This window comes from Nannocystis bainbridge, assembly GCF_028368995.1.
Lineage (GTDB): Bacteria > Myxococcota_A > Polyangia > Nannocystales > Nannocystaceae > Nannocystis > Nannocystis bainbridge.
Genome location: NZ_JAQNDL010000003.1, coordinates 2,482,326 through 2,507,182, shown reverse-complemented (window position 1 = coordinate 2,507,182; position 24,857 = coordinate 2,482,326). Strand labels below are relative to the sequence as shown.

At 72.1% G+C, this 24,857-nt stretch carries 19 protein-coding genes; 10 read left to right on the top strand and 9 right to left on the bottom strand.

The genetic code is table 11. From position 1 onward, the window contains the following. Positions 1–64 precede the first annotated feature (64 nt). On the top strand, positions 65–1,714 hold the full coding sequence (locus tag POL25_RS35175) for an alkaline phosphatase D family protein (RefSeq protein WP_272090714.1): 1,650 nt from the start codon (positions 65–67) through the stop codon (positions 1,712–1,714). A gap of 60 nt (positions 1,715–1,774) precedes the next feature. On the opposite strand, the gene POL25_RS35170 is transcribed toward POL25_RS35175, so the two are convergent. Then, positions 1,775–2,422: a hypothetical protein gene (locus POL25_RS35170; RefSeq protein ID WP_272090712.1), complete on the bottom strand. Its 648-nt coding sequence runs from the start codon at positions 2,420–2,422 to the stop codon at positions 1,775–1,777. 50 nt (positions 2,423–2,472) lie between these two features. Between POL25_RS35170 and POL25_RS35165 the strand changes: the two genes are divergently transcribed. From POL25_RS35165 to POL25_RS35150, 4 genes are read left to right on the top strand one after another with little or no spacing between them, the layout of a single operon-like run. After that, entirely contained in the window at positions 2,473–3,105 is a 633-nt protein-coding gene (locus tag POL25_RS35165; protein WP_272090709.1) for a (2Fe-2S)-binding protein, read from the top strand. Positions 3,106–3,107: 2 nt separating this feature from the next. Further along, positions 3,108–5,450, top strand: a complete 2,343-nt coding sequence (locus POL25_RS35160; RefSeq protein WP_272090707.1) for a xanthine dehydrogenase family protein molybdopterin-binding subunit — start codon at positions 3,108–3,110, stop codon at positions 5,448–5,450. A 57-nt stretch (positions 5,451–5,507) separates the two neighbouring features. After that, on the top strand, positions 5,508–6,512 hold the full coding sequence (locus POL25_RS35155) for an FAD binding domain-containing protein (protein ID WP_272090705.1): 1,005 nt from the start codon (positions 5,508–5,510) through the stop codon (positions 6,510–6,512). A gap of 17 nt (positions 6,513–6,529) precedes the next feature. After that, on the top strand, positions 6,530–6,751 hold the full coding sequence (locus tag POL25_RS35150; protein ID WP_272090703.1) for a hypothetical protein: 222 nt from the start codon (positions 6,530–6,532) through the stop codon (positions 6,749–6,751). Positions 6,752–6,770: 19 nt separating this feature from the next. Here POL25_RS35150 and POL25_RS35145 read toward each other — a convergent pair whose 3' ends face one another. Both POL25_RS35145 and POL25_RS35140 read right to left on the bottom strand, forming a co-directional pair. Then, positions 6,771–7,100, bottom strand: a complete 330-nt coding sequence (locus POL25_RS35145; protein WP_272090701.1) for a hypothetical protein — start codon at positions 7,098–7,100, stop codon at positions 6,771–6,773. A gap of 35 nt (positions 7,101–7,135) precedes the next feature. Next, positions 7,136–7,405, bottom strand: coding sequence for a hypothetical protein (locus POL25_RS35140; RefSeq protein ID WP_272090700.1), 270 nt, complete (start codon positions 7,403–7,405; stop codon positions 7,136–7,138). Positions 7,406–7,468: 63 nt separating this feature from the next. Between POL25_RS35140 and POL25_RS35135 the strand changes: the two genes are divergently transcribed. After that, positions 7,469–8,290, top strand: coding sequence for a PhzF family phenazine biosynthesis protein (locus POL25_RS35135; protein ID WP_272090698.1), 822 nt, complete (start codon positions 7,469–7,471; stop codon positions 8,288–8,290). An 835-nt stretch (positions 8,291–9,125) separates the two neighbouring features. After that, positions 9,126–10,796 carry an AMP-binding protein gene (locus tag POL25_RS35130; RefSeq protein ID WP_272090696.1) on the top strand — a complete coding sequence of 557 codons (1,671 nt, stop codon included), beginning with the start codon at positions 9,126–9,128 and terminating at the stop codon, positions 10,794–10,796. A gap of 287 nt (positions 10,797–11,083) precedes the next feature. Here the strand turns inward: POL25_RS35130 and POL25_RS35125 are convergent, their stop codons facing one another. Further along, positions 11,084–11,884: a hypothetical protein gene (locus POL25_RS35125; protein WP_272090694.1), complete on the bottom strand. Its 801-nt coding sequence runs from the start codon at positions 11,882–11,884 to the stop codon at positions 11,084–11,086. Positions 11,885–11,944: 60 nt separating this feature from the next. On the opposite strand from POL25_RS35125, the gene POL25_RS35120 reads away from it, so the two are divergent. Both POL25_RS35120 and POL25_RS35115 read left to right on the top strand, forming a co-directional pair. Next, complete coding sequence (locus POL25_RS35120; RefSeq protein ID WP_272090692.1) at positions 11,945–13,270, top strand: S1 family peptidase; 1,326 nt, start codon at positions 11,945–11,947, stop codon at positions 13,268–13,270. A gap of 6 nt (positions 13,271–13,276) precedes the next feature. After that, entirely contained in the window at positions 13,277–14,872 is a 1,596-nt protein-coding gene (locus tag POL25_RS35115; protein ID WP_272090690.1) for a tetratricopeptide repeat protein, read from the top strand. Positions 14,873–15,007: 135 nt separating this feature from the next. Here POL25_RS35115 and POL25_RS35110 read toward each other — a convergent pair whose 3' ends face one another. The 3 genes from POL25_RS35110 to POL25_RS35100 form a co-directional block, all read right to left on the bottom strand. Beyond that, positions 15,008–16,765: a nitrite/sulfite reductase gene (locus tag POL25_RS35110; RefSeq protein ID WP_272090689.1), complete on the bottom strand. Its 1,758-nt coding sequence runs from the start codon at positions 16,763–16,765 to the stop codon at positions 15,008–15,010. 166 nt (positions 16,766–16,931) lie between these two features. Next, complete coding sequence (locus tag POL25_RS35105) at positions 16,932–17,804, bottom strand: UbiA family prenyltransferase (RefSeq protein WP_272090687.1); 873 nt, start codon at positions 17,802–17,804, stop codon at positions 16,932–16,934. Further along, complete coding sequence (locus POL25_RS35100) at positions 17,801–19,687, bottom strand: glycosyltransferase family 87 protein (protein WP_272090685.1); 1,887 nt, start codon at positions 19,685–19,687, stop codon at positions 17,801–17,803. Before POL25_RS35100 ends, POL25_RS35105 begins: the two co-directional genes overlap by 4 nt. A gap of 432 nt (positions 19,688–20,119) precedes the next feature. Between POL25_RS35100 and POL25_RS35095 the strand changes: the two genes are divergently transcribed. Beyond that, positions 20,120–20,788: a deoxynucleoside kinase gene (locus tag POL25_RS35095; RefSeq protein WP_272090684.1), complete on the top strand. Its 669-nt coding sequence runs from the start codon at positions 20,120–20,122 to the stop codon at positions 20,786–20,788. A gap of 60 nt (positions 20,789–20,848) precedes the next feature. Here the strand turns inward: POL25_RS35095 and POL25_RS35090 are convergent, their stop codons facing one another. Continuing rightward, positions 20,849–22,543, bottom strand: a complete 1,695-nt coding sequence (locus POL25_RS35090; RefSeq protein WP_272090683.1) for an AgmX/PglI C-terminal domain-containing protein — start codon at positions 22,541–22,543, stop codon at positions 20,849–20,851. Positions 22,544–23,213: 670 nt separating this feature from the next. Then, positions 23,214–24,782, bottom strand: coding sequence for a ferritin-like domain-containing protein (locus POL25_RS35085; RefSeq protein ID WP_272090682.1), 1,569 nt, complete (start codon positions 24,780–24,782; stop codon positions 23,214–23,216). Positions 24,783–24,857 lie beyond the last annotated feature (75 nt).

The following is a 24,857-nucleotide window of genomic DNA, read 5'->3' as shown; positions in this document are numbered from 1 at the left end:
GTTGTCACGCGGCCGCGACGCGCCCGGGACCGGCGGGGCGCGCGTTCCGCTATCCTGGCGGCGCATGAGCTCTCCGCCGCGCCCGCCCCGCCCGCGACCTCGCACCGCGCCGACGCGCCGTGAATTCCTGTGGCAGGTGGTCGCCGCGGCCTCGGCGAGCGCGTGCGGCGGGGTCGCCGGGGGCACCGAGGGCACCGGCGGGCACAGCAGCTCGACCACCGGCGGCAGCACCACTGCGGGCGAGCCGACGACGAGCGCGCCGACGACGACCGGCACCACCGGCGAGCCGGCGCTGCCGGGGCCGCCGTTCACGCTCGGGGTCGCGTCGGGAGATCCGCTCGCCGATCGCGTGATCCTCTGGACCCGCCTCGCGCCCGATCCGCGGACTGGCGGCGGCATGCCCGAAGTCGCGTTCGCGGTCGCATGGGAGGTCGCCACCGACGACGCGTTCGCCGACATCGTCGCCAGCGGCGAGGCGATCGCCGACCCGACCTTCGCCCACTCGTTGCACGTCGACGCGTCCGGCCTGGAGCCCGACCGCTGGTACTTCTATCGCTTCCACGTCGGCGAATTCACCAGCCCGGTCGGCCGCACGCGCACCCTGCCGGCCCCGGACAGCGCGCCCGAGCGGCTGCGCCTGGCCTCGGCAAGCTGCCAGCGGTTCACCACCGGTTACTACACCGCCTACGCTCACCTGGCCGCCGAGGAGCTCGACCTGGTGCTGTTCCTCGGCGACTACATCTACGAGAACGGCGACAGCGGCCCGGTGCGCTCGCACATGAGCGAGGAGTGCCGCACGCTGCTCGACTATCGCAATCGCTACGCGCTGTACCGCGGCGACACCCAGCTGCAGGCGGCGCACCACCGGTTCCCGTGGGCGGTGATCTGGGACGACCACGAGGTCGACAACAACTACGTGGCCGACATCTCGGCGGTCGACGATCCCGAATTCCTGGCCCGCAGGACCGCCGCCTACCAGGCCTTCTACGAGCACATGCCGATCCGCGTGGCCCCGCCGACGCCGGAGGGGCTGACGATCTACCGCAGCTTCGCATGGGGCGACCTGGCCGAGCTGTTCCTGCTCGACACCCGCCAGTACCGCACCGACCAGCTTTGCATGGACGACCCGGGCGAGGACTGCGGCGAGCTCGAGACCGAGGACGGCGACATGCTCGGGCCGGAGCAGGAGGCGTGGTTGACCGCGGGGCTGGTGGCGTCGCCGGCGATCTGGAAGCTCATCGCCCAGCAGATCGTGTTTTCAAAGGTCGACTTCAGCGGGCTGCTCATCAACTGGGACCAGTGGGACGGCTACCCGAAGGCGCGCCAGCGCATGCTCGATTTCCTCGCCGCCGAGGAGCTGGGCAACGTGGTGATCCTGGCCGGCGACCTGCACGTCGGCGGCATGGCCGACCTCAACGCCACCGCGGGCGACACCAACGCGCCGGTGGTCGCGGTCGAGATCGTCACCACCTCGATCACCTCGAGCTCGGAGACCGACGTCCCGCCCGAGACCATCGAGCAGCTCGTCAGCACGATCCCCCAAATTAAATACTTCAACGCCCACTCGCGCGGCTACGTCACGATCGACCTCACTCGCACCGAGATGCGGGCTCGCTTCCGCATCGTCGACACCATCGAGGCCGAGACTTCCGGGGTCGAGACCGAGGCCGAGCTGACGGTGCTCGCCGGGGTGCAGGGGATCCAGGTGCCCTGAGGGGCATGCTCTCAAGAGCATGTCCGTGAGGGCATGCTCTACAGGACATGTCCCGAGAGGCTACTCGAACGTGACCGTCTCGGTGGTCGCGCCGAGGCCGTGCAGCAGCTCGCGGTAGAACGCGGCGGTGGCGGCGGCGAGGCCGGGCAGCTGGGTGGTGCCCCACACGATCGAGAGGGTGCGGCGGGTGCCGGGGTGGGTCTTGGTCCGCTGCGAGTCCTTGACCGGGCCGGCGCACGGGCCCTCGGCGTCGAGCAGCGACACCAGGCCGCCGATGTCGATGACCTGGCCGCTGGCGTTGAACACGTAGCTGGTGCCCGGCGCCGGCACGCCGAGCGCCAGCGGGGCGGTCGCGCGGTCGAGGTCGACGACGCTGATCGGCAGGCCGCTGTGGAGCGAGGCGACGTTGCAGGCGTCGACCGCGGCGTTGATGCTGCCGAGCGAGCCGTCGCCGGCCGCCTTGAGCAGGTACTCCGAGGCTGGTTTGGAGCGCCCGGTCGGCTTGAAGCCGGCCTTGCGCAGCAGGTCACGCACGGCGGCGCGGACGCGGTCGTCGGCCGGCGGCAGCGGCGTGGATGTCCCGAGAGACAGGCCGGCCCGCAGCGCCTCGGTCGGCGCCAGCTCGCCGAGCTCACGGCCGAACTCGGTGGTGAACGCCAGGGCATCGAGCAGCGGCTTCAGAGGTTGCAGCGAGGGGTCGTTCTGCATGCAGCAGGCGGGAGTATACGCGGCCCGGGCGGCGTGGTACCGTGGGCCTGATGTCCGATCGGGCTGGCATTACCCGTCGCGGCCTCTTCCGCGGCATCGGCACCGCGGGACTGATCGCCGGCTGCAAGCCGGGCGAGCGGCCGCCCACCACCACCGAGGAGCACGGCGACGCCGCCGGGCCGGGGCACGGCGAGGCCGCGTTCGGGCCGGGGCCCGCGCCGGTCAGCTTCACGCTCAACGGCGAGGCGCGCACCCTCGAGGTCGCGCCGCACGTCACCTTGCTGGCGGCGCTGCGCGAGCAGCTGCGGTTCACCGGCACCAAGGTGGTGTGCGACCGCGGGGCCTGCGGGGCCTGCACCGTGCTGATCGACGGGGTCGCGCGCAACAGCTGCATGACGCTGGCGCACGACGTCGCCGGCGCGACCGTGGCGACGGTCGAGGGCCTCGCGAGCGGCGGCAAGCTGTCGGTGCTGCAGCAGGCGTTCATCCGCCATGACGCGCTGCAGTGCGGGTTCTGCACCTCGGGCATGTTGATGTCGTGCCAGGGCCTGCTCGAGCGGTCGCGCGGGCAGCAGCTGGCGCGCGAGGACGTCGAGGCCGCGATCGCCGGCAACCTGTGCCGCTGCGGGACCTACCCCAACGTCGTGGCGGCGGTGCTCGACGCCGCGAAAGGGAGCGCGTAGCCGTGCCGGACGATCGCAAGGTAACGCTCAGGGTCGGGTTCGCCGACCAGCTGCGCGACATCGAGGTGCAGCTGCCGGCGGGCGAGCCGAAGCCGTGGGACGCACGCAGCGAGCTGCAGGTGATCGGCAAGCCGCACCCGCGGGTCGAGGCGCCGCTCAAGGTCTCGGGCGCGGCCAAGTACACCCACGACATCGTGCCGACCAACGCGCTGTGGGCGGCGGTGCTGCGCAGCCCGCACCCGTGCGCGGTGGTCGAGGCGATCGACGTCGAGCCGGCGCGGGCGCAGCCCGGGGTGAGCGCGGCGCTGGCTCTGGTCAAGCCGGGCGAGCGGGTGATCTTCGCCGGTCAGGACGTCGCCGCCGTGGCCGCGAAGACGCCGGAGCAGGCCGAGGCGGCGCTGCGGGCGATCGCTGTCACGTACAAGCCGGAGCCGTTCGTGGTCGACACCGCGGCGGCGATGCAGGACGGCGCGCCGCAGGTCCACCGCGGCAAGGTCCAGGAGCGCAGCACCGAGGGCGACGAGCCGGGCGCGGGCGGCAGCGCGGGCCAGCGCGGCAACGTCCGCACCACGCCGTCGATGAAGAAGGGCGACGCGCACAAGGGCCTGCGCATGGCCAAGGTCTCGCACGAGGCGACGTACACCACGCAGGTGCACACGCACTCGGCGCTCGAGACCCACAGCATCGTCGTGCAGTGGGACGGGCCCAAGCAGGCCACGGTGTGGTGCTCGACGCAGGGCATCTTCAGCGTGCGCGACGAGTTCGCCGAGGTGTTCGAGCTCAAGCCGGCCGACGTGCGCGTGCACACCGATTTCCTCGGCGGCGGCTTCGGGGCCAAGTTCGGCGCCTCGGCCCCGGGCTCGCGCATGGGCTTCATCGCCGGCGAGCTCGCGCGCAAGGCCGGCGCGCCGGTGCGGCTGCTGCTCGATCGCAAGGAGGAGCACCTGTGCACCGGCAACCGCCCCGACTCGCGCCAGCGCGTCAAGCTCGGGGCCGGCGCCGACGGCAAGCTGACGGCGATCCACGTCCAGGCCCACGGGACCGCGGGCATCGGCACCGGCGCGGGGGTCGGGCGCAACGCGTTCGGCATCTACTCGCGCTGCCCCAACATCCTGGTCGAGAGCCACGACGTGTTCACCCACGGCGGGCCGGCCACGGCCATGCGCGCGCCGGGGCACCCGCAGGGGGCGTTCGCGCTCGAGCTGGCGCTCGACGAGCTGGCGGCCAAGCTGAAGCTCGACCCGCTCGACCTGCGCCTGCAGCACGACGAGCACCCGGTGCGGCGGCATCAGTTCGAGCTCGGGCGCAAGCAGTTCGGCTGGGACGCCGGGCGCAAGCAGGCGGCGGCGCTGCGCACCAGGCAGACCCGGGTGCGCCGCGGCTTCGGCGTGGCCGCGTCGATCTGGGGCGACTTCGGCCGCGGCAAGGCGGTCGTCGCCACCGTCAGCGTGGCCCGCGACGGCAGCGTCGAGGTCAAGAACGGCCTGCAGGACATCGGCGGCGGCATCACCACCGTGGTCGCGCAGGTGGTCGCCGAGGTGCTGCAGCGCCCGGTCGAGGCGGTCCGCGTGCGCCTCGGCGACAGCGAGCTCGGGCCGTCGGTCGGCAGCGGCGGCAGCGTCACCACGGCCAGCGTGACCCCGGCGGTCCGCGCCGCGGCCGAGGCGGTCAAGACCCAGCTGACGGCGCTGGCGGCCAAGCAGCTCGGGCGCAAGCCGGAGGAGTTGACCTGGTCCGAAGGCCAGGTCCGCGCCGGCACCAAGGCGATCGCGTGGGCCGAGCTGTGCAAGAAGATCGAGGGCGAGGCGGTCGTCGCCACCGGCACGCGGCCCGACACCTACGGCGCCTACCCGGTCAAGTTCATGGGCGGCAGCAGCTACCAGATCGCCGGGGTCCAGTTCGCCGAGGTCCGCGTCGACACCTGGACCGGCGTGGTCGCGGTCGAGCGGGTGCTGGCGATCCACGACTGCGGCAAGGTGATGAACCCGCTGACGGCCCGCTCGCAGGTGCAGGGCGGGGTGATCCTCGGCACCAGCTACGCGCTGACCGAGCAGCGGATCATGGACCGCGTGCGCGGGGTGATGCTGAACCCCAACCTCGAGAGCTACAAGATCGCCGGCGTGCGCGACGTGCCGCGCGAGATCGACGTGGTGTTCACGCCGGTCGACACCGGCGCCAACAACACCGGGGCGATCGGCATCGGCGAGCCGTCGACGATCCCGACCGCGGCCGCGATCGCCTGCGCCGTCCATGACGCGCTCGGCGTGGCCGTCCGCGACCTCCCGCTCACCCCGGACCGCGTGCTCGCGGCGCTCGGCGCGGTGCCGACCCGCGGGGCCAGCTGAGGGCCGACCTCCGAGGTTACCTTCGGGACATGTCCTTTCAACCATGATGGAAAGACCATGCAACCGTTCGTGCTGAGCCGCCCCAAGACCCTGGTCGACGCCGGTGACCTGGCGCGCGCGCGCCCGCAGGACAGCGCGCTGCGGGCCGGGGGGATCGATCTGATCGACCGCATGAAGGAGGGCCTCGACGCGCCGGCCCGGCTGATCGAGCTGCGCTGGCTGGGCGAGGCGGACCGCGAGGTGATGCGCGCGCTCGGGCCCGACGGCGAGGGCGTGCAGATCGGCGCCCTGGTGACGCTGGCGCAGCTGGCGGCCCACGAGGGCCTCGGCGAGGCCCACGTGGCGCTGCGCGAGGCGGCCGGCTCGGCGGCGACGCCGACGATCCGCAACGCGGCGACGCTCGGCGGCAACCTGCTGCAGCGGCCGCGCTGCTGGTACTTCCGCCACGCCGACCTGGTGTGCCTGAAGAAGGGCGGCTCGGCCTGCCTGGCGGTCGGCGGCGAGAACAAATTCCACGCGATCCTCGGCGGCGGTCCGAGCTTCATCGTGCACCCTTCGACGCTGGCGTGCGCGCTGACGGCCCTCGACGCGCAGGTGGAGATCCGCGGGCCGGAGCCGCGGACGCTGGCGCTGGCCGAGCTGTTCGTGACGCCGAAGCAGGACGCGAAGCGAGAGCACGCGCTGCAGCCGGGCGAGGTGCTGGTGCGGGCGCTGCTGCCGAAGCCGTCGCCCGGGCAGCGCTCGGGCTACGCGGCGGTCAAGGAGAAGCAGTCGCACGACTGGCCGCTCGCGGAGGCGGCGGTCAGGATGTCCCTCGAGTCAGGTGTGATGAAGGACGTGCGCGTGGCCCTCGGCCACGTGGCGCCGATCCCCTGGCGCAGCCGCGAGGCCGAGGCCGTGCTCGAGGGCAAGCCCGCGAGCGAGGCGCTGTTCGCCGAGGCGGCGAAGGCGGCGCTGGCCGGGGCGAAGCCGCTGCGCGACAACGCCTACAAGATCCCGCTGACCCAGGGGCTGCTCCGCGAGGTGCTGCACCGGGTCGCCGGGGTGCCGCTGCCAGAGTGAGAGAAAGCGAGCCCGCCATGCCGACGTTTCTGCGCGTGTTCGACCCCGACCAGCCCGTTTGCCGCCACCTGCGGACCAAGGCGATGCACGTGTACGGGCGCGAGACGCCCGACGCGTTCAGCACCAGCCGGTCGAGCCACTACCACTGCCTGCGCACGCAATTCGTGACGGGCCCCGACGGGGGCCTCAGCGTGCCCGAGAGCTGCGCGTCGGGCCGCGACTGCTTCGAGGCGCGGTGAGGCGCGAGCCGAGGTCGCCTCAGAACTCGGCGTTGGCGATCATGAACAGCAGCACCAACTCGGCGCCGGACAGCAGCGTGCCGAGTAGCGCGAGGCCGATGCCCGGGCGCGAGGGGCCGCCGGCGTGACGCCACAGCGCGGCCAGGCCGATGGGCAGGGCCAGCGGGACGCACAGCAGGCTGAGCTCGAAGGTCGACGAGAGGATGTTGCCGGTGATGCTCGAGCTGGAGATGGCGGCGAGCTCGGCGAGCGCGAGCCGCATGCCGAACGCGAGCAACGGGATCGTCGCGAGCGTGGCCGAGGCGATGGACAGGCGCGAGCGCTTCGGGGACGGCGGCGCGGCGGACATGCGGCGATGACAGCACAGATGCCGCGAGGCGGCGATCAGGAGACGTCCCCGCTGCGGCCCTCGTAGGTGGCGATGCGATCCTCGAGCACGCGCTCCATCGCCGCGAACGCGCCGGCGGCGTCGCCCTGGCGCCGACGCACCGCGGCGAGGGTCAGCTTGAGCCCCGAGTCGTCGATGAGCCCGGAGCGCTGGTAGTGCGGCCCGAGAGCCGCGAGGCCGTCGTCGACGAGGTCGAGGCCGCGCTCGAGGTCGCCGCTGCCGGCGGCGGCGCGAGCCTCGGCGAGCGACTCGACGGCGATCCGCATGGGCGAACGGGATTCCACTTCCTCAGTATGACGGTCCGTCAGCGCTCCGGTAGATTGACCCGCGTGACCGAGATCGCCTGCTTCCACGTCGACGCGTTCACGAGCCGCCGCTTCGCCGGCAACCCTGCCGCCGTGTGCCCCCTGCAGGCGTGGCTGCCCGATGCGCTGCTGCAGCAGATCGCGGCCGAGAACGCGCTGTCCGAGACGGCCTTCTACGCGCCGCGCCCCGGCACGGACGACTTCGACCTGCGCTGGTTCACCCCGGAGGTCGAGGTCGATCTGTGTGGTCATGCGACCCTGGCCGCGGCGTTCGTCCACTCGCACGTGCGCGCGGACGCGCCGGACCGGCTGCGCTTCTGGACGATGTCAGGCCCGCTCACGGTGACCCGCACCGGCGAGGCGTTCACGCTCGACCTGCTGTCGCGTCCGGCTGTCCCCGGGGACATGTCCGAAGGTTTATTCGCGGCGCTCGGCCGCCGGCCCGCGGAGGTGCTGGTGGCGCGCGACCTGGTGGCGGTGTTCACCAGCGCGGCGGAGGTCCGGGCGCTGCGCCCCGACTTCGCGGCGATGCTGCGCCTGCCCGATGTGTTCGCGGTGATCGCCACGGCGCCCGGCGGCGAGCCCGACGCGGATGTCGACTTCGTGTCGCGCTGCTTCGCGCCGGCGCAGGGGATCCCCGAAGACCCGGTGACGGGCTCGGCCCACTGCACGCTGACGCCGCTGTGGGCGGACCGCCTGGGCAAGCAGCGGCTGCGGGCCCGCCAGGTGTCGCGCCGCAGCGGCGAGCTGACGTGCGAGCTGGCCGGCGACCGGGTGCTGATCACGGGACGAGCGGTGCTGGTGAAGTCGGGGCAGTTTTACCTGGATGACGTCGATGTTCCATGAGACATGTTCAAGAAGACATGTGTTAAGGGATAGGTGTGAGGTCGCTGGACCCTGCGGTCGCAAGGAGTGACGACCCCGGACCCCAGGGAGGCGATCTTTCAAAAGTGATTCTCGCCCGGATGCGCCGGCGCCGCGGTTCTCAAGAGGATGTCCTCAAGGGCATGTCTCGGCGGACAGCAGGTGCCGGTGACGGGGTTGTCGGAGAGCAGCGAGCGTCCGCACGATCGCCGGGTGGCGGGAGTGAAACCGGCTGCGCGGCGCGGCGATCGGGCCGGCGACGCGGTGGCGCCAGTCGATATGCTTGCGCGAGGCAGGTCGCCGCGGCCTCGAACCTCAGCGAGATCGGTGATGTCTAGGCTGGTCGGTGTGAACCCGATGCGCCGCGAGCCGATCGAACTCCATCGCCTGCAAGTGCTGATCAGGGCCTTCGACGAGGTCGACGCCGCGGGCTCGCAGAGCGGCATACACGACGCCATAGGGGGCAGGCTCAGCGATCGTGCCGATCCCACGGCTGATTTCGCGGCGCCGGCGCAGCGATCGGGCGAGCCGGTCGTCGCGGTGATCGGCGTCGGGCGAGAGGTGCAGGTGCAGCCACGGCAGCGCGGGTCGAGGCGTCGAGGTCGTCGTCGTCGTCGTCGGGCGGCGGTTCCGCCGCCTGTGTCCACGGCAGTGCGACCTCGAGGCGATCACCCGGATCGGCGGGGGGCGCAGTTCTTCGTCGGGGGACCGAGGAGCCGCGGCTCCATGACGATTGTGATGGTTGTATGCGCGGCGATCATCCGAGTCGGCCCGTCATGTCGCACAATGAAGCGTGGCGACTCTGGTTCATTCGCTCGTGGCTCTCCGCGGGTGCGCTCTCCCCGGCCTCGTGATCGTCGGCGACGACGGGGCGACGCGGACCCGCAGCTACGGTGAGCTGGTGGTGGCGGTCGAGGGCTTCGCGGCCCGGCTGGTGTCGCGCGGGGTCCGACGCGGCGAGCGAGTGGCGATCGCTGCACCCGACCCGGAGTACCTGGTCGTCGCGACGCTGGGGGCGCTGCGCGCAGGGCTGGTGCCGGTGGTGCTCACCGATCCGCACGGCCAGACGGCGGAGGTGTGGCGCGCCGGTGTGATGGAGGTGATGCGCGCGAGCGAGGCGCAGCGGGTGATCCGGCCGTCCGTGCGAGGGTCGATGCCGCTGCTCGGAGAGCTGCGCGAGGTGGCGGTCGACGATCTCGGCGAGCACCCGCTGGGCCCGGTGTTCCTGGCCAACCCGGCGAGTTTTAAAGATGACGATCTGGCGCTGGTCGCGTGCACGATGGACCGCACGGGAGCGGCACAGGCGACCAGCTACACCCACGCGACGCTGGCCGAAGCGGCCGAGGCGGCGCTCGGCGAGACGCAGGCGAGCGACAAGCTGCTGTCGTGGGTGGGCCTCGATCGCGGCCTCGTCTCCGGGGTGCTGGCGCCGCTGCGAGCGCGTTTGCCGTTCGTGATCGCCCGCCCGGATCGCCTCGACGCGGGCCGCTGGCTGCGGCTCGTCGATCAGCTCGGAGCGACGATCACGATCGCGGAGCGGCCGACGCTCCTGCGGGCCGACAAGCGGGCCCAACTCCCAGGGGTGCGCGTGCTGGCCCACGACGAGGTGCCGGTGGTTCGCAAGCTGGCGGCGACGGGCGAGGGGACGGAGCCCCGAGCGGAGGACACGGCGCAGGCGGAGGTCCGTGCGGCGACGGTGGCGGTGGAGGCGAGCATGTCGGCGACCGCGGCCGAGACGGCCAGCGCGGGGGCCTCGAGCGGCGGTGCGATGGGACATGGCGTAAAGGACATGTCGGCGCCGACGACGACGAGCCGCGGGCCCGGCGAGACGGGCGTTTCGACGCCAACGGCGGCGAGCCGCGGACCTGGCGTAAAGGACATGTCGCGTCCCACGGTGTCGCCGGCGCAGCCGATCGGCTGGTCGATGAGACATGGCGAAGAGGACATGTCCGGGAGCGCGAGGCCGGTCGTGCGCGCGCCGAGCGGGCCGTGGAGCATCGGCAGGGAGCGGCGCACGCCGCTGTCACCGGCGCACGCGGAGCCCGGCTCGACGCTGGCGCCGGCGGGCGGGGTGATCGTGTGGCGCTTCCGCGGCGAGGACGGGGCAGGCGAGGTGGCGTTCGCCCGCGGCGAGCAAACCGGAGCGGAGGCGATCGACGTGATCGTGGTCCAGGGCTGTAGCTACGATCCGCAGCCGATCGAGCGCGAGGCAGCGCGGGTGCCGGGGATCTGCGCGGGCCAGGTGGTCGCGCTGGCGCGGCCGGGCAAGCTCAGCGACGAGCTGGTGGTGGTGGCAGAGGGCCGCGCGGTCGACCGGGCGGTGTTCAACACCATGGCCGCGACGCTGCGCCGACGGATCCAGGCAGCGCTCGGGCTCCGCGTCGCCGCGCTGGTCCAGGTGCCGGTGGGCGCCCTGCCGCGCACGATCGGCGGCGAGCTGCAGCGGGCCGAGGCCCGCGAGCTCTACGCCAGCCAGGCCGGGGCGTGAGGCGAGTGGCCAGGCAGCGGCCGCTGCGAGGTCGTGCTCCGGGCCACGTGGTGCATGCGCGAGCGGCCGCAGCTCGACCCGCCTGGTGATCGCGGCGGTCCGCGTCGACCGGGATCGGAGCCTGGTCGCGCCTTTCCTGCAGACTGACGTGTGTGCAGCGGGTAGATCGGGCGAGAGATCGATGCTCACCACGGAGCGCCCGTCCGTGGACAAGTCTGAGAGGACATGTTCGTAGGGAAATGTTCTCGAGTACATTTCTTTAAAGAAATGTCCTCGAGGACATGCCTTCAGAACCAGCCGAACTCGAGCGTGATCGTGCCTGTCGGGCCGCCGAGGTTGGCCGGGCCGGTCCAGGTGCGGGCGGCGACCAGGCGGTAGCCGAGCGCGAGGTGGAGGCGGACGATCGGGGCCAGGACCACGCGCAGGCCGGCGCGCGGCTCACCGACGAAGAAGGCGGTCCGGTCGGCGCAGCGGCCGTTCTCGGGGTTCTGCACGCAGCCGCCGCCGCCGCCGAGCAGGCCGCCGACGGTGCCGGCGACCCGCTTGCCGCGGACGTAGGCGACGTCGACCACGAGGCCGCCGTAGTTGATGTTGATCCGGGTCGCGGCGCCGCGGGAGAACGGGCCGGCGTCGACGGGGTTGAGCAGCCACTGCAGCGAGGCGCCGATCGTCACGCGCTGGAGGATGTTGATGCCGCCCTCGAGCCCGACGAAGGCCGCGAAGGCTCCGTTGAGGCCGGACAGGCGCAGGGCGGGGCCGCCGTAGCCGCTGACCTTCGGGCGCGGGTCGGGGCCCCACCAGCGCGGGCGCGGGTCTGCGGGCGGCGGCGGCGGTGCAGCTGCGACGGGGGGCGCGGGTGTGGCGGGCTCGATCGCTACGGGCGGTGCGGCGGGTTCGGTCGTGACGGGTTCGTCGCTCGCGCTGACGGGGGTCGACGTCGCCGGCTCGATCTCCGGCGGTGACGCTGGTGCGTCGGTCGTGTCGACGAGAGGTTGGTCGGGGTCGGGCGTCTGCGCGGCCCGGTCGCGGCTCGTGACCGACTCGGGGGCTGCGGCAGCGAGTCCGAGCGCGAGGAGGGGGGCGTACACGCGCGCGATGATACCCGTTCACGCTTGCGCGCGGCCGGCCGGAATGGGAGCCTCGGCCGCATGCGTGCATTCGCGGCGGTGGCGGTCGGCGGGCTCGTGGCGCTGGTTACGGGTCAGGCGTCGGCCTTCGAGTTGGCCGCCCCGAGCTCGCGGCCGCAGCCGATCTTCAACGGTGAGGTCGCGGGCGAGTGCGACTTCCCGAGCGCGGTGGCGATGCTCGACCGCGACACCGAGGGCTTCTTCTGCACCGGCTCGCTGGTCCATCCCAACGTCGTCGTGTTCGCGGCGCACTGCATGGACCCGCTGCTGTCGTGGGCCGTGCCCGGAAGCGTGATGTTCGGGGAGGACGTCGCAGCGCCGGTGCGCCAGGTGCCGGTCGCCGAGTGTTTCACGCATCCGCAGTGGGACCCGGGCGCGCTGGTCAACGACCTCGCGTTCTGCACGCTCGAGCAGGCGGTGCTCGGGGTGCCGATGGTGCCGCTCATCATGGGCTGCGAGATCGCGCCGCTGGTGGGCTCGGAGGTCACGATCGTCGGCTTCGGCGCGACCAATGCCGTGCTCGACGGAGAGGGCAACCCGCAGCCGATCGGCGGGGGCACCAAGCGGTTCACGCAGCAGAGCGTCATCGAGGTGTCGCTCGACGGCAACGACATCATCATGGTCGGGCCCGACCACGGGGGGTGCTTCGGCGACTCGGGCGGGCCGGCGTACCTGCGCCTGGGCGACGGCACGTGGCGCCTGCTCGGCGCAGCCTCGACGCTGCACCTCGACGATCCGCCGCCGGGCCCCAACGAGGAAGTGTGCGGGTTCGGGACGGTCTACGAGATGTTCTGGCCGCACATGGCCTGGCTCGAGCAAGCGGCGGGGGTCGATCTTTCGCCGTGCTTCGACATCGACGGCAACTGGACGCCGACGGCCAACTGCGGCGGGTTCCCGGGCGAATTGATGGACCCGCAGAGCACGTGGGGCGACGGCTGCTCGACGACGCTGACAGGGGGCTGGAGCGCCATGTGCGGCGAGCCGTTCGGCCAGGGACCGTTCCCCGGGCCTGATCCCGAGCCGGAGCCGGAGCCGGAGCCCGAGCCTGAACCGCCGCCGCCGCAACCCGAGCCCGAGCCGCCGCCGCCGCAACCCGAGCCCGAACCGCCGCCACCGCAGCCCGAGCCGCAGCCGCAGCCGCAGCCGCAGCCCGAGCCCCCGGGGCCGAGCGATCCGGGCAGCAGCAGCGACGGCGGGGACGACAGCGGCGACGACGACAGCGCCGGGGCCGACGGCGGCGAGCTGGCCGAGCGCGGCTGCTCCTGCGCTTCGGGTCAACCTGTCCTTCGAGACAGCTCGTGGCTGCTCGCCGGATTGGTGCTGCTGGCGCGGCGCCGCCGGCGTTGAGGGGCGATGGCGAGGCGCTGGAGCTCATGGCTGCGTTGCCTGGGCGTGGGCGTCGGCGTGCTGGCGGCGATGGCCCCGGGCGAGCCGCTGTCACCGACCGACGCGCAGATCCTTCAAGACGGGGTAGCGACCGCGCAGACCGGTGACCCGGCCCGCGGGCGTGCCTGCGCCGAGCAGCTCGAGCAGCTGGCGGCGCGGCTCGGCGACCGTCACGAGCGGGCCGCCGAGGCGCTCGAGTACGCGGCGCGCTGTCACGAGGCCGCGGGCGAGTACGACGCGATGGTGGCGACGCGCGAGCGGCTGATCGAGAAGTTCCCCGGGCTGCCGGTGGCTCGCGTGGCCCTGCTGGCGCTGGTGCGTCACCTGCGGGCGACGCTGGCGTTCGAGCGGGCGGCGGCGGCGATGGAGCGGTTCGCCGAGCGTTACCCCGGCGAGGCCGAGGCGAGCGAACTGCTGCAGGAGGCCGGCCTGCTGCGCGCGCAGCTCGGGCAGGACGCGCGCGCGCTGGCGCTGTTCGAGAAGGTCGAGAAGCTCTACGGCGCCAAGGACCCGCTGCGCAGCGCGATCGTCCACTGGGCCCGCGCCGACCTGCTGCCGAAGACCTTGCCCGACGACCAGGCGCGACAGAAGCACGCGCTCGACTACCTCACGCGCCACGGCAGCAAGGGCGGCCCGGGGCGGCGGATCGTCGCCGAGGTGACGTACGCGGCGATCGAGTGGCGGCGCTCCTGCAAGCAGCAGGGCGGGCTTATGGACCTGTGCGTGACCTCGAAGCCGGCGCCGATCGATACGCCGAAGCGCGGCAAGCCGCCGACGCTGACGTGCGCCGGGCCGGCGGCGCAGGCGGTGACCGTGCACCCGCGCGATCGCAAGCTGGCCGAGTCGGCGCAGCGGCGGCTGCAACAGGTGGTCGAGCTCGGCCAGGCGCTGCCGCCGGTCGAGGACCCATGGCTGCGGCTGAAGGTCGGCGAGGCGCTCGACCTGGCGGAGCTGCTGATCGCCGACCGCGAGCTCGAGGCGGCGCTGACAGTGCGACCGCCCGCGGACATGAACTTCACGGTCGAGGAGATCCTTCAATATTCGGCGGACCCACGCGACCGCAAGAAGTACGCCGAGCAGAGGCGCAAGAACGAGGATTCGCGGCGGCGCTTCCTCGACTACTGGGGGAAGGCCCGCGAGCAGGCCAACGACCTGACCCGCCGCTACGAGAAGGTCGCGCAGCTCAGGCGCAGCGCTCGCGGCGGGTTCGCGGCGGCGGCCCGGGTGGCCGTGGTCGCGCAGGCGCAGGTCGATACGCTGCTGGCCGCCGAGGTGCCCCGCGGCCTCGGCTCCGAGCAGGCGATCAAGGCCTACTGCGGGGCGCTCCGCGACTACACGCGGCCGGACGAAGACCTCGCCACGCAGGCGCTCGCCTATTGCTTCGACAAGGCGGTGGTGTTCGCCTACTCCGACGCGTCGGTCGAGTTCTGCGCGAGCGAGCTGGAGCGCCGGCTGCCGCGGAGGTACCCGCCGCAGCGCGAGCTGTTCGGCTGGCTGGCCCCGCCGCCGCCCGAGCCGTGGTCGGCGCCGGTGCAGGTCGAGCCGCCGCTCGACATCGAGTGAGCGTTCATTGCTGTCTTCGAGGACATGTCCGGATGGACATGTGACTCCGCGCGGCGGTGTCGGGACATAAAAAAGCGACAGGCCCGGGAGCCTGTCGCCAGTTTGGTCGGTCGGTGCGGAGCGGGGGGGGCGAACTCAGGCGGCACATTCGCCGCGGCCGATGGCCACGTCGAAGGTGCGCTCCTGGCCGAGGTCGAACACGTCGTCCTCGCGCAGGTTGGTGAACTGGCTGTCGAGCAGGGCGTCGCCGAGCGCCGCGACGACGTCCTCCTTGGCGACGCGACGGAAGAAGGCGCGGGCCTCCTCGCCGTCCTCGCGCTCGTCGCGGTAGAGGTCGAGCAGGCGCAGGAGGGCCTCGCCGGCCCGGCGCGCGGGGATCTTGACGATGTGACGGCCGAACTGGACGCCGTCAGCGTCGAAGCCGCCGCCGAGGTGGAGCTGGTACTCGGGGACCTGCTTGCCGTCGCCGACGTGGCGCACGGTGCCGTGGAAGCCGATCGCCGCCACGTGGTGCTGGCCGCACGAGTTGGGGCAGCCGGAGATCTTGATGTCGGCGGTGCGCGCGAGCTCGACGCTGTCCGCCGACTGGCCCGCGTTCTTGAGGAAGCGGGTCAGGTGCTTGGCCAGGCTCATGCTGTGGGTGACGGCGAGGTTGCAGCTGTCGGCGCCCGGGCAGCTGACGACGTCGTGGATCGTGTTGGAGCCGAGGTCGGCGACGCCGATCTGCTGCAGCGCGACGAACAGGTGCGGCAGGTACTCGGTGCGGACCCACCGGACGATGAGGTTCTGGCGGTTGCCGGCGCGCAGGGTGCCGTCGGTGAAGGTCTCGGCGAGCTCGGCGAGCTGGTCGAACTGGTCGGCCGCGATGTCGCCGCGGTCGAGCTTGATCGTCACGGCGGCGAAGCCCGGCTGCTTCTGCGGGTCGACGGTGCGCAGCCACTCCTTGTACTGCGGGTCGTCGTCGCTGGCGCGCGGGCCGGCCAGGGCGCGGTCGTTCCACGCCGGCGCGGTCTCCTCGGGCGGCAGCTCGATCGGCCGCTGCAGCGTGCCGGCGGCCACCAGCTTGGCGACCTCCTCCTCGTAGGCGGCGACGAAGCCCGCCTCGCCCAGCGCCTTCATGACGTACTTGAGGCGGGCGCGGGCGCGGTTCTTGCGGTTGCCGTGCTTGTCGAACACGCGGATGATCGCCTCGGTCCGCGCCAGCATCTCGTCGGCCGGGATGAAGTCGTGGAGGCGATAGGCCGGGCGCGGGCTGGTCGACAGGCCGCCGGCGACGAACACCTCGAAGCCGCGCACGCCGTCCTTGTTCTTGGCGCGGAAGCCGACGTCGTTGATCGCCGTCTGCGCGTGGTCTTCGTGGGTGCAGCCCTCGAAGGCCATCTTGAACTTGCGCGGCAGGTTGTTGGCCCACTCCTCGCGCAGGCACATGCGCACGAGCGCGTGCATGTACGGGGTGATGTCGTAGGCCTCGGTGCCGCTGACGCCGGCGTACGGGCAGCCGGTGACGTTGCGGACGGTGTTGCCGCAGGCCTCGCGGGTGGTCGCGCCGGTGACGTCGAAGCGGCCCATGACCTCGGGCATGTCGGCCAGCTTGACGAAGTGGAACTGGATGTTCTGCCGGGTGGTGATGTGGCCCTTGTGGAACTGCGTGTACTCGCGGGCCACGCCAGCCGCGGTCCGCAGCTGGGCCGCGCTCATGATGCCGCCGGGGAACTTGACCCGCAGCATGTTCACTTCCATCTGCCGCTGCCCGTAGACGCCGCGCTTCAGGCGGAAGGTGCGAAAGTCCTCCGACGAGATCTCGCCGCGCTCGAACCGCTCGAGGACCGAGACGAACTCCTCGACGTCCGCGGGGCTCGAGAAGTGGGTGTCATAACGTGCTTCTTGGGACATGTGCGGCCGCTCCGACAAAACTTCGCTAGACTGAAGCGCTGTTCAGCATATGGGACGGGGTCGTCCAGTTCAACGAAAAACCTTCAGGAGATTTTACACACCCTAGGTCGGAAAATGGAGCAGGGCGGCCCCAGATGTCGGCGGAAGGCGACCGCTCGCCACACGATTATTGCGACATGGCCGAAAGGCCAGGTGACGCCGTACAGCCGTCCAGGGCGCAGCGGACCAGCAGACCCGCGGTCGCGCCGTGGACGTAGACCCACCCGGCGGCGAACAAGAAGGCGACGCCGAGGAGCACGCGGATGAGGTTCCAGTAGCGCTCCGGGCGACCGAGCGGCAGGGTGACGCCGATCAACGGCGGCAGGGCGACGAGCGGGTGGATCGCCAGCGCGGCGGCGCCAGCGCCGAGGACCAGCAGGCCGCGCGCGAGCGCGAGGGTGCGCGGGACGCCGAGCGCGACGGCGGTCGTGCGCACGCCGGTGTCGCGGTCGGCGTCGTGGTCGCGGATGACCTGGATCGTCTCGAACACCGCCGAGTCGAGCGCGAGCAGGCCGGCCAGCGCCCACCCGAGCGCGTGCGTCGGCGGGAACGCGACCGTCAACATCGCTGCGCCCCACACCATCATCGCGGCGATGTCGGCCCCGGCGACGTGCTTGAGCCGCGCCGAGTACAGCCAGCACACGCCGCCGCCGACGACCAGCGGGATGAGCAGGCCGAGGTCCCAGGCGAAGGCGACGACCAGCAGCGCGCCGACCAGGCCGAGCTGGGCGCCGAGGGCCGCGCGCCGGTGGTCGCGGAGGTAGCGGGTGTTGGCGTCGTCGCGCTCGGGCGAGCGCAGGTCGGTCGGCAGGTCGAGGTAGTCGTTGTTGAGGTAGACGAGCAGGTTGAGCAAAAAGGCGAAGCCGAGCCGGACCACGACGTCGAGCGGCGACAAGCGCAGCGCGAGCATGATGAGCAGCGCGCCGCCCATGTTGGCCATCTCGAGCCGCCGCAGCCGGTACAGCGCGACGTTGAAGAGGATCCGCAGCGCCGCGATCATGGGGCCTCTCCGTAGCGATTGACGATGTCGAGGTCGGCGGGGTGCGGCGCGGGCACGCGGATGAAGCCGACGTGGTCGAGGTCGTCGATCTTCTCGCGCCGGAGCTCGCAACCTGGCTCACAGACCAGGTACTCCATCCAGTGGAAGCGCAGCACGAGGTCGATGTTCGGGTCGCTGCCGGTGACGCGGAGCAGGTTGGGCCCCGCGACCACCGTGCCGCCGCCTTGCTGGATCAGGTGCGGCTCGATCGTGGTGCGGAAGATCCGGTGGTGGCCGACCTTGCCGGCCGGTACGAGCAGGTCGGGCCGCTGGTTCCACCAGGTCGCGTTGCTGGTGACGATCACCCAGCGCACCGCGTAGGTCTCGAAGTAGGTGCGCAGTTGGTCCTCGCCGGCGACCCCGAACTTGTGGCGCCGGTAGAGGTTGGCCATGCTGTGCTCGAGGTTGCGGAAGCGGAAGCCGCCGATGATCTGGGCGTCGGTCTGCCAGTGCAGCCGCTCGCCCACGGCTGGCTCTTCGACCAGGAAGCGGCTCTGGCCGTCGTCGACCTCGCGGACCCACTTCGTCATCTCGCCGTGCTCGGGCCGGGCGGCGAACAGCCGGTAGTCCGGGTGCGCCGGGTAGCCGCTGGCGGCCAGCAGGACCTTCTCGCCGCTGTACAGCGGGGCGACCTCGGGCAGGTGCGCGGGCGTGAAGTAGAGGATGTCGCGCAGCAGCAGCTGGCCGGCCGGCAGGGCGAGGGCGAACGTCAGCAGGCGCGCGGGCGGGGTCAGCTCGCGCCACAGCGCGCGCAGGCGGGTCGACTCGAGCGCGGCGGCGGCGGGGATGACGGCGAGGAAGGCGAGCGGGAGGACGTGGCGGTACGGCTGGATCTGTCTGAAGAGCCAGATGTAACCGGCGGCGTAGGCGAGCAGGAGCATCGCCACCACCGCGGTCGCCAGCGGCAAGGTCCGCGGGTCGCGGGCCCGTCGCCAGCGCCACAGGCCGACCAGCGCGGCGCCGAGGACGAGGAAGCGGAAGCCGGTGCGGGTGCCGAGCAGGCCGGAGGTGGCGGTGTCGAGCACGAGGCCGAGGTAGTCGGCGAGCAGCCACTGCGGGCCCGACTGACCGAAGAAGCCGGAGTCGAGGATGTAGTGCCAGAAGCGGGCGGCGACGGCGAGCCACCAGGTGTTGAGCACGAGGGTGAAGACGACCATCGCCAGCACGGCGAAGTGGCCGCGCGCGCCGAGGCGACGCAGCTCGCGGAGCCACAGCGCGAGCATCGGCGCGACCAGGATGACGAAGGTGTAGGGGTGGACGAGGTGGGCGAGGCCGAGGGTGAGCCCGGCGGCGACGCCCTGCCACGGCTTGCGCTCGCGGGTCCAGCGGTAGAACAGCGCCAGCGGCAGCAGCGCGAGGTAGGCGCAGAAGGCGTAGGCGACCATGCCGATCCACCAGCACCAGTGCGAGAAGGAGTCGAAGAACCACAGCGCCGAGGCGAGGCCGGCGGCGAGCAAGGCGCCGCGGCGCGTGAGGTCGAACAGCCGCGCGGAGGCGTAGACGACCGGCAGCACGCCGAGGTGGGCGAGGGCGGCGAACAGGTTGAAGGCGAACCCGGCGGACAGACCAGCATGGCTCAAGAGCCAGGTCCAGACCTCCCAGCCCTTGTTGTCGGCGTCGAAGATGACGCCCTGCAAGTAGCCGGCGAGCAGCCGCGGGTCGTACATCCAGCTGTGACCCCAGCCGTCCATGGCCTCGATGAAGCGCCAGGTCTGGCCGACGTGAGTCTCGAAGTCGACGCCGGCGATCGGGGTGTCGGTCCACCAGACCTCGAGCGGGACGAAATAGGCGAACCACCCGAGATGGAAGGCGAGGATCAGCAGGGCGGCGAAGACGAGCCGCACGGGCCGCTCCGGCGCAGACGACCCCGATGGCTCGGGCCCGGACGGGCGCGCGGCAGGGTCGTCGACAGCGGGCATGCGGGCGCGGATGATACGAGAAAACAAACGGGTCCGGCGCGTCATCGAGCGAGGCGCCGCTCCGGGCCGTCGCGTGTCGGCCGCCGATGGCCCGGGCCCGGACGGTGAGGCGAGTCGAGGGATGTGGGCTCGGCTGGCGAGTCGTGGCTCGGCGAGTTCGTCGCTGAGGACGATCGGAGGGTCGATGCGACGGGCACCTCGCTACGTCGGCGCTGCGAGCGATGGCGTGGCAGATCTGCGGGGCCGACGAGTCGATGGCGGCGGTTGGGGCGACGGCTGGGCCGGCGGCGGCACGCGGAGGCGATCGCGCGGGTTCGCGCACTCGACATGGGCACGCGATCGCGGTACCCGGCCTGGGTGAACGCTGCCCGCCCCCGCAGGTTCGTGGCCGTCGCCGGCAACATCGGCGTCGGCAAGTCGACGCTCGTCACGTTCCTCGCGCGGCAGTTTCGTTTGACGCCGCACTTCGAGCCGAACGAGCAGAACCCGTACCTGGTCGACTTCTACGGGGACATGCCGCGGTGGGCGTTCCACTCGCAGGTGTTCTTCCTGGCCAAGAAGTTTCGCATCCACCAGGAGCTCATCCGGGCCACGCAGCCGGTGATCGGCGACCGCACGATCTACGAGGACGCGGAGATCTTCGCGGAGAACCTGTACCGCCGCAAACAGATGACGCGGCGCGACTATCAGACCTACCGCGAGCTGTACGAGGCCATCGTCCACCAGCTGCCGCCGCCGGACCTGATGATCTATTTGAAGTGCTCGATGCGGACGCTGCGCAAGCGGATCGCGCTGCGCGGGCGGCCGGAGGAGCAGGCGATCCCGACCGCCTATCTGCGGCGGCTGCAGGAGCTCTACGACGCGTGGTTCTCGCGCTACGACCTGTCGGAGACGGTGACGATCGAGACCGACAAGCTCGACTATCTCCACGACCTGGTCGACCGCATCGATCTGTTCGAGCGGCTCGAGAAGATCTTGAAGCTGCGACGCGACCCGGACGCGGGGCTGAACGACGGGCTCGAGTAAAAAGAAAACCGGGCGGAGCCGCGAGGGCGCCGCCCGGTCGGGCATGGGCTGTCTTTAAGGTCAGCCGGGCTGGAGGATGAACGGGTAGGTCACGATCGCGGCGCCGCCCGAGGCCGGCTTGGGGAAGGACCAGCGCTTGACCGCCTGGGCGATGCAGGACCCGACGGCGCGGTCCTTGAGGTCGGTCTCGCCGACGACGGCCGAGGTGACCTTGCCGGTGCCGCCGATGGTGAACTGGACGGCGACGCGGCCCTTGAGGTTGGCGTCCTTGGCCAGCCCCTGGTTGTAGCAGTAGCGCACCTCGTTGATGTGAGCCCGCACGACGCGGCGGATGAGGTCCTTGTCGAGCCCGCCGATGACCTCGGCCTTGGTGGCGAGGACCTGCGGGGTACGGCCCTTGCGATCGTCGAAGCCGGACACGCGGCGACGCAGGCCGCCCTCGCCGTCGCCGGGGCGGTTGTGGCCGATGAGACCGACCGAGGTCAGGCCCACCGTGCCCTCGCCGGTGCCGCCGCCCGCGCGGCCGGAGCCGACGAGCCCGAGGCCGCCGACGCCGTTGGACTCGGCGATGTCCTTGCCGACGAGCTGACCCCACACGTCGTCGCTGTCGTTGCCGACGGCGAAGGCGTCGCCGAAGGGCGAGGCCATGAAGTGACCCGAGTCGGCCTTCATCAGGCCGAGGACGCCGGTGTTGCGCGCGTCCATGTCAGGGTCGAAGGCGCGGGCCAGCTTGGGGACCGCCGAGGGCGGACCCTTGATGGCGTAACGACCGGAGACCTGCTTGCTCTCCTTCTTGCCGGCCTTGCCCTCGTCACCGACGTGGCGCTCGCCGGCCGCGCCGCCGGGCTCGTCGGCCTGCTCCTCGTCGGTCGGGAGCGCCTCGTCCTTCTGCTCGTTCGGCTGGGCGAGGTAGCCGACGAAGCGGCTCTCCGCGAGCTCCTCCTGCAGCGCCAGCGCGCCGGCCTCGTTCGGGATCATCTGCGTGAGCAGGATGAGGCTGCCGATCGCGGCGGCGGACAGGCCGTTGTGGAACCAGAACGGCTTGTCGATCTCGCTCTTGCGAGCGATCACGCGGCCGGGAGCGACCGAGTGGATGAAGAAGGTCAGGCCCTGCCAGCGGATCCGCGCCCTGGCGCCGGCGGCCAGCGGGTAGCTGTAGACGCCGGCCTCGACCTGCCGCGCGAGGCCGTTTTGGATCAGCTCCGCGAGGGTCACGTGGGTGTCGCCGATCCGGACCTCGCCGGCCATGTCGGCGGTGAACTGCAGGCTGTGCTCGCGGTCGCCGAGGACGATCGGGAGATCGCGGTGGCCGGGGACGACGACGTGGAAGGCGGCGTCGTGGCCCTCGCCGAGGGTGTAGGCGGTGCGCGAGCGATCCTGCATGCGCATGGCGGCGACGCCGAAGGGGATCAGGCCGAGCATCGCCAGGCCGAAGCCGAGGCCGCCGAGGCCGGTGCCGGGGGCCTTCGGCGCCGGGGCGCTGACCTCGGCCGCGGCCTTCATGGCCTCGGCGTGGCCGTCCCAGTCCTGGGCGGCGTCGTGGCCGAAGAGGGCCAGGCCGCCGAGCACCAGGGCGCCGCCGACGGCGAGCCACTTGGGCGCGCTGCGCCGACCGTCGCGGGTCTGGCCGAGGTGCTGCACGTCGAGGACGGTGTCGTTGTACATCGCCACGACCTCGGCGACCCGGCCGCCGTCCTGCACCTCGGACTCGTTGTTGACAGAGCTGACTTCGTTACGCTGGTCGCGGATGGTCATGGCGTCACTGACTTTCTCGGCAAAATGAAATGACCGAAGGGACATGTTCTTTGGGTACTGTCTCGACGAGCAGGCTCGTCTCGCCGCGCGGGGGTCCGTCGCGGCGGCGGATGGGCTGGTTCGCAGCCGCCTCCCGCCTCGCCGTCGCAGCACCGTCGACGCGGCTACAGACAGAGGCCCGGGGTCGCGGTTCCTCGGGTCGCGAAAAAATGTGTGGGCAGCACGCGACGAACTCGCCCGGGAACCTGCGTCAGGGGCCGTTGTCGCGGGCGAAGCAGGTGCGCCGCGGCGGGAACCCGGACGCCGGGGCGATGTCGGCGGGGGAGAAAGTGACAGCGATCGCGTCGGCCGGGAACCCGGTCACGGAGGCGCTGTCGCCGGCCGCGTGTGGGACAGCAGGAGCGGATCGGGCGCGGGTGCGCATGAGGGCGGCGGGCACTGTCACTTTCGCCGCGAGGCAGAGCCGCTCAGCGCGAGTTCCTGGCGGCGAAGGCGCTCGTGCGGGCGAGCTCGGCGCGACGAACTCGCTCGTGCGGACGAGCGCGCGAGTCCGCAGCGGCGCGTCGAGGCGCACCGCTGCGGTCTCGCTCGCGTGGAAGAGCGCGCGTAAGCGAGTCCGCAGTGGCGCGTCGAGGCGCGCCGCTGCTCTCCCTTTAAGTCGAGAGAGAACTCAGGCGGCGTGGTGGAGGGCGGCGAGCGTCGGGCGGACGAGCTCGCGCAGGCCCTCGCGCCACAGCGCGGCGCGCAGCGGGGCGTCGATGACCCCGTGGGCGTGCAGCTCGGGCTCGCCGGGCTGGGCCGCGAGCGTGGCGATCGTCGCCTCGGCGTCGGCGATCGCGGCGGCGAACACCGCCTCGGCGCGCGCGCGCTGATCCGCGCTCGCTCGCGCGAGGGCCCACTGGACGAACCTCCAGCCGAGCTCGGCGTGGCGCTGCTCGTCCGCGGCGATGCGCTCGAGCGGACGGCGCAGGGCCGGGTCCTCGGCGCGCAGGGCCGCCTCGCGGGCCTCGAGCGCCGACAGCGTCTCGCCGACGCAGGCTTCACGGATGACCGCGGCGACCACCGCGTCGAGGTCGAGCTCGCCGAGCGCGTCGGCGGCCATCAGCGGGCCCGGTCCGACACCTGCCCCTTGGTACAGGCTCGCCAGCGCGAAGCACAGGCGCGCGTGCTCGATCTCGTCGGCCAGGGCCCGCTGCGCCCCCTCCACCAGATCGGCCGGCGCGCCGACGGCCAGCAGCTGCAGGATGAAGCGCGCGAACGAGGCCACCGAGGCGTGCTCGCACAGGCCGATCTGCTGCCAGTACGCGGCCAGGCGCGCGCGCGTCGGCGGCAGCGCGACGGGGGCGAGCACGAGGCCGCGCCAGTCGTCGCGCGCGCACGCGGGCGCGGTGACGGCTTCGTCGTCGACCAGGAAGGGCCGGCCGCAGGCCGCGTTGGCGCAGGCCCACGCGCTGCCGTCGAAGCTGCACGGCGGGCTGTCGCAGTCGCCGTCGCCGGCGCAGCTGTCGGCGGGGGTGGTGCAGTGCGAGGAGAACACGCCGGGCTCGCAGATGTCGGGCGAGAAGCCGCACAGCTCGCCGTCGCAGTCGGCGTCGGTGATGCACGTCGCGGGGATGCATTCGGTGTGGAGGCCGAGGCCGTCGCCGGCGCAGCGGCAGACTTCACCGGTGTCGCAGTCGCTGTCGGTCTGGCAGCCGAACACGCAGCTGCAGCTATCGCCGGGCGCGAGGATGCCGCCGAACACCTGGTTGAGCTGGCACGAGCCGAACGGCTTGCCGGTGCAGTCGGCGTCGGTGAGGCACTCGCCGTCGGGCGACGCGTCGGCCGGGCAGGTGCTCGGCGTGCTCGGCGACAGGCACTCGCGCGGCTCGGGGCGGTGGATGACGCCGTCGTCGCACTTCACGAAGCCCGAGGGCGTCGGCGGATCGACGAAGGCTTGCGCGATCTCGGTGACGGTGCCCTCGCAGACCGGCGACGGCATCACGCCGGTGGTCGAGGTCGGCGACTCGGTGGTCGGGGTCGAGGTCGTCTGGCCGCCGCTCTCGCTGCCGGTGCCGGGATCGGTGGTGGCCTCGGTGACCGAGCTGGTGTTGCCGGTGTCGGTGGTGGCGCCGGTCTCGGACAGCGAGGTGGCGTCGGTCTCGGTCTCGTTCTTGCCGGGGGCGCAGGCGGCGAGCAGGCCGAGGGCGACGAAGAGGGAGGTGCGGACGGGGTCTAAGGAAGTGCGGATAAGCGTCATGGTCGAAAGGTGACGCGAAAGCGCGGCGCAGGTCAAGCCGCGCGGTTGTCATGCTCGGCCCTGGCTCGTAGTGTC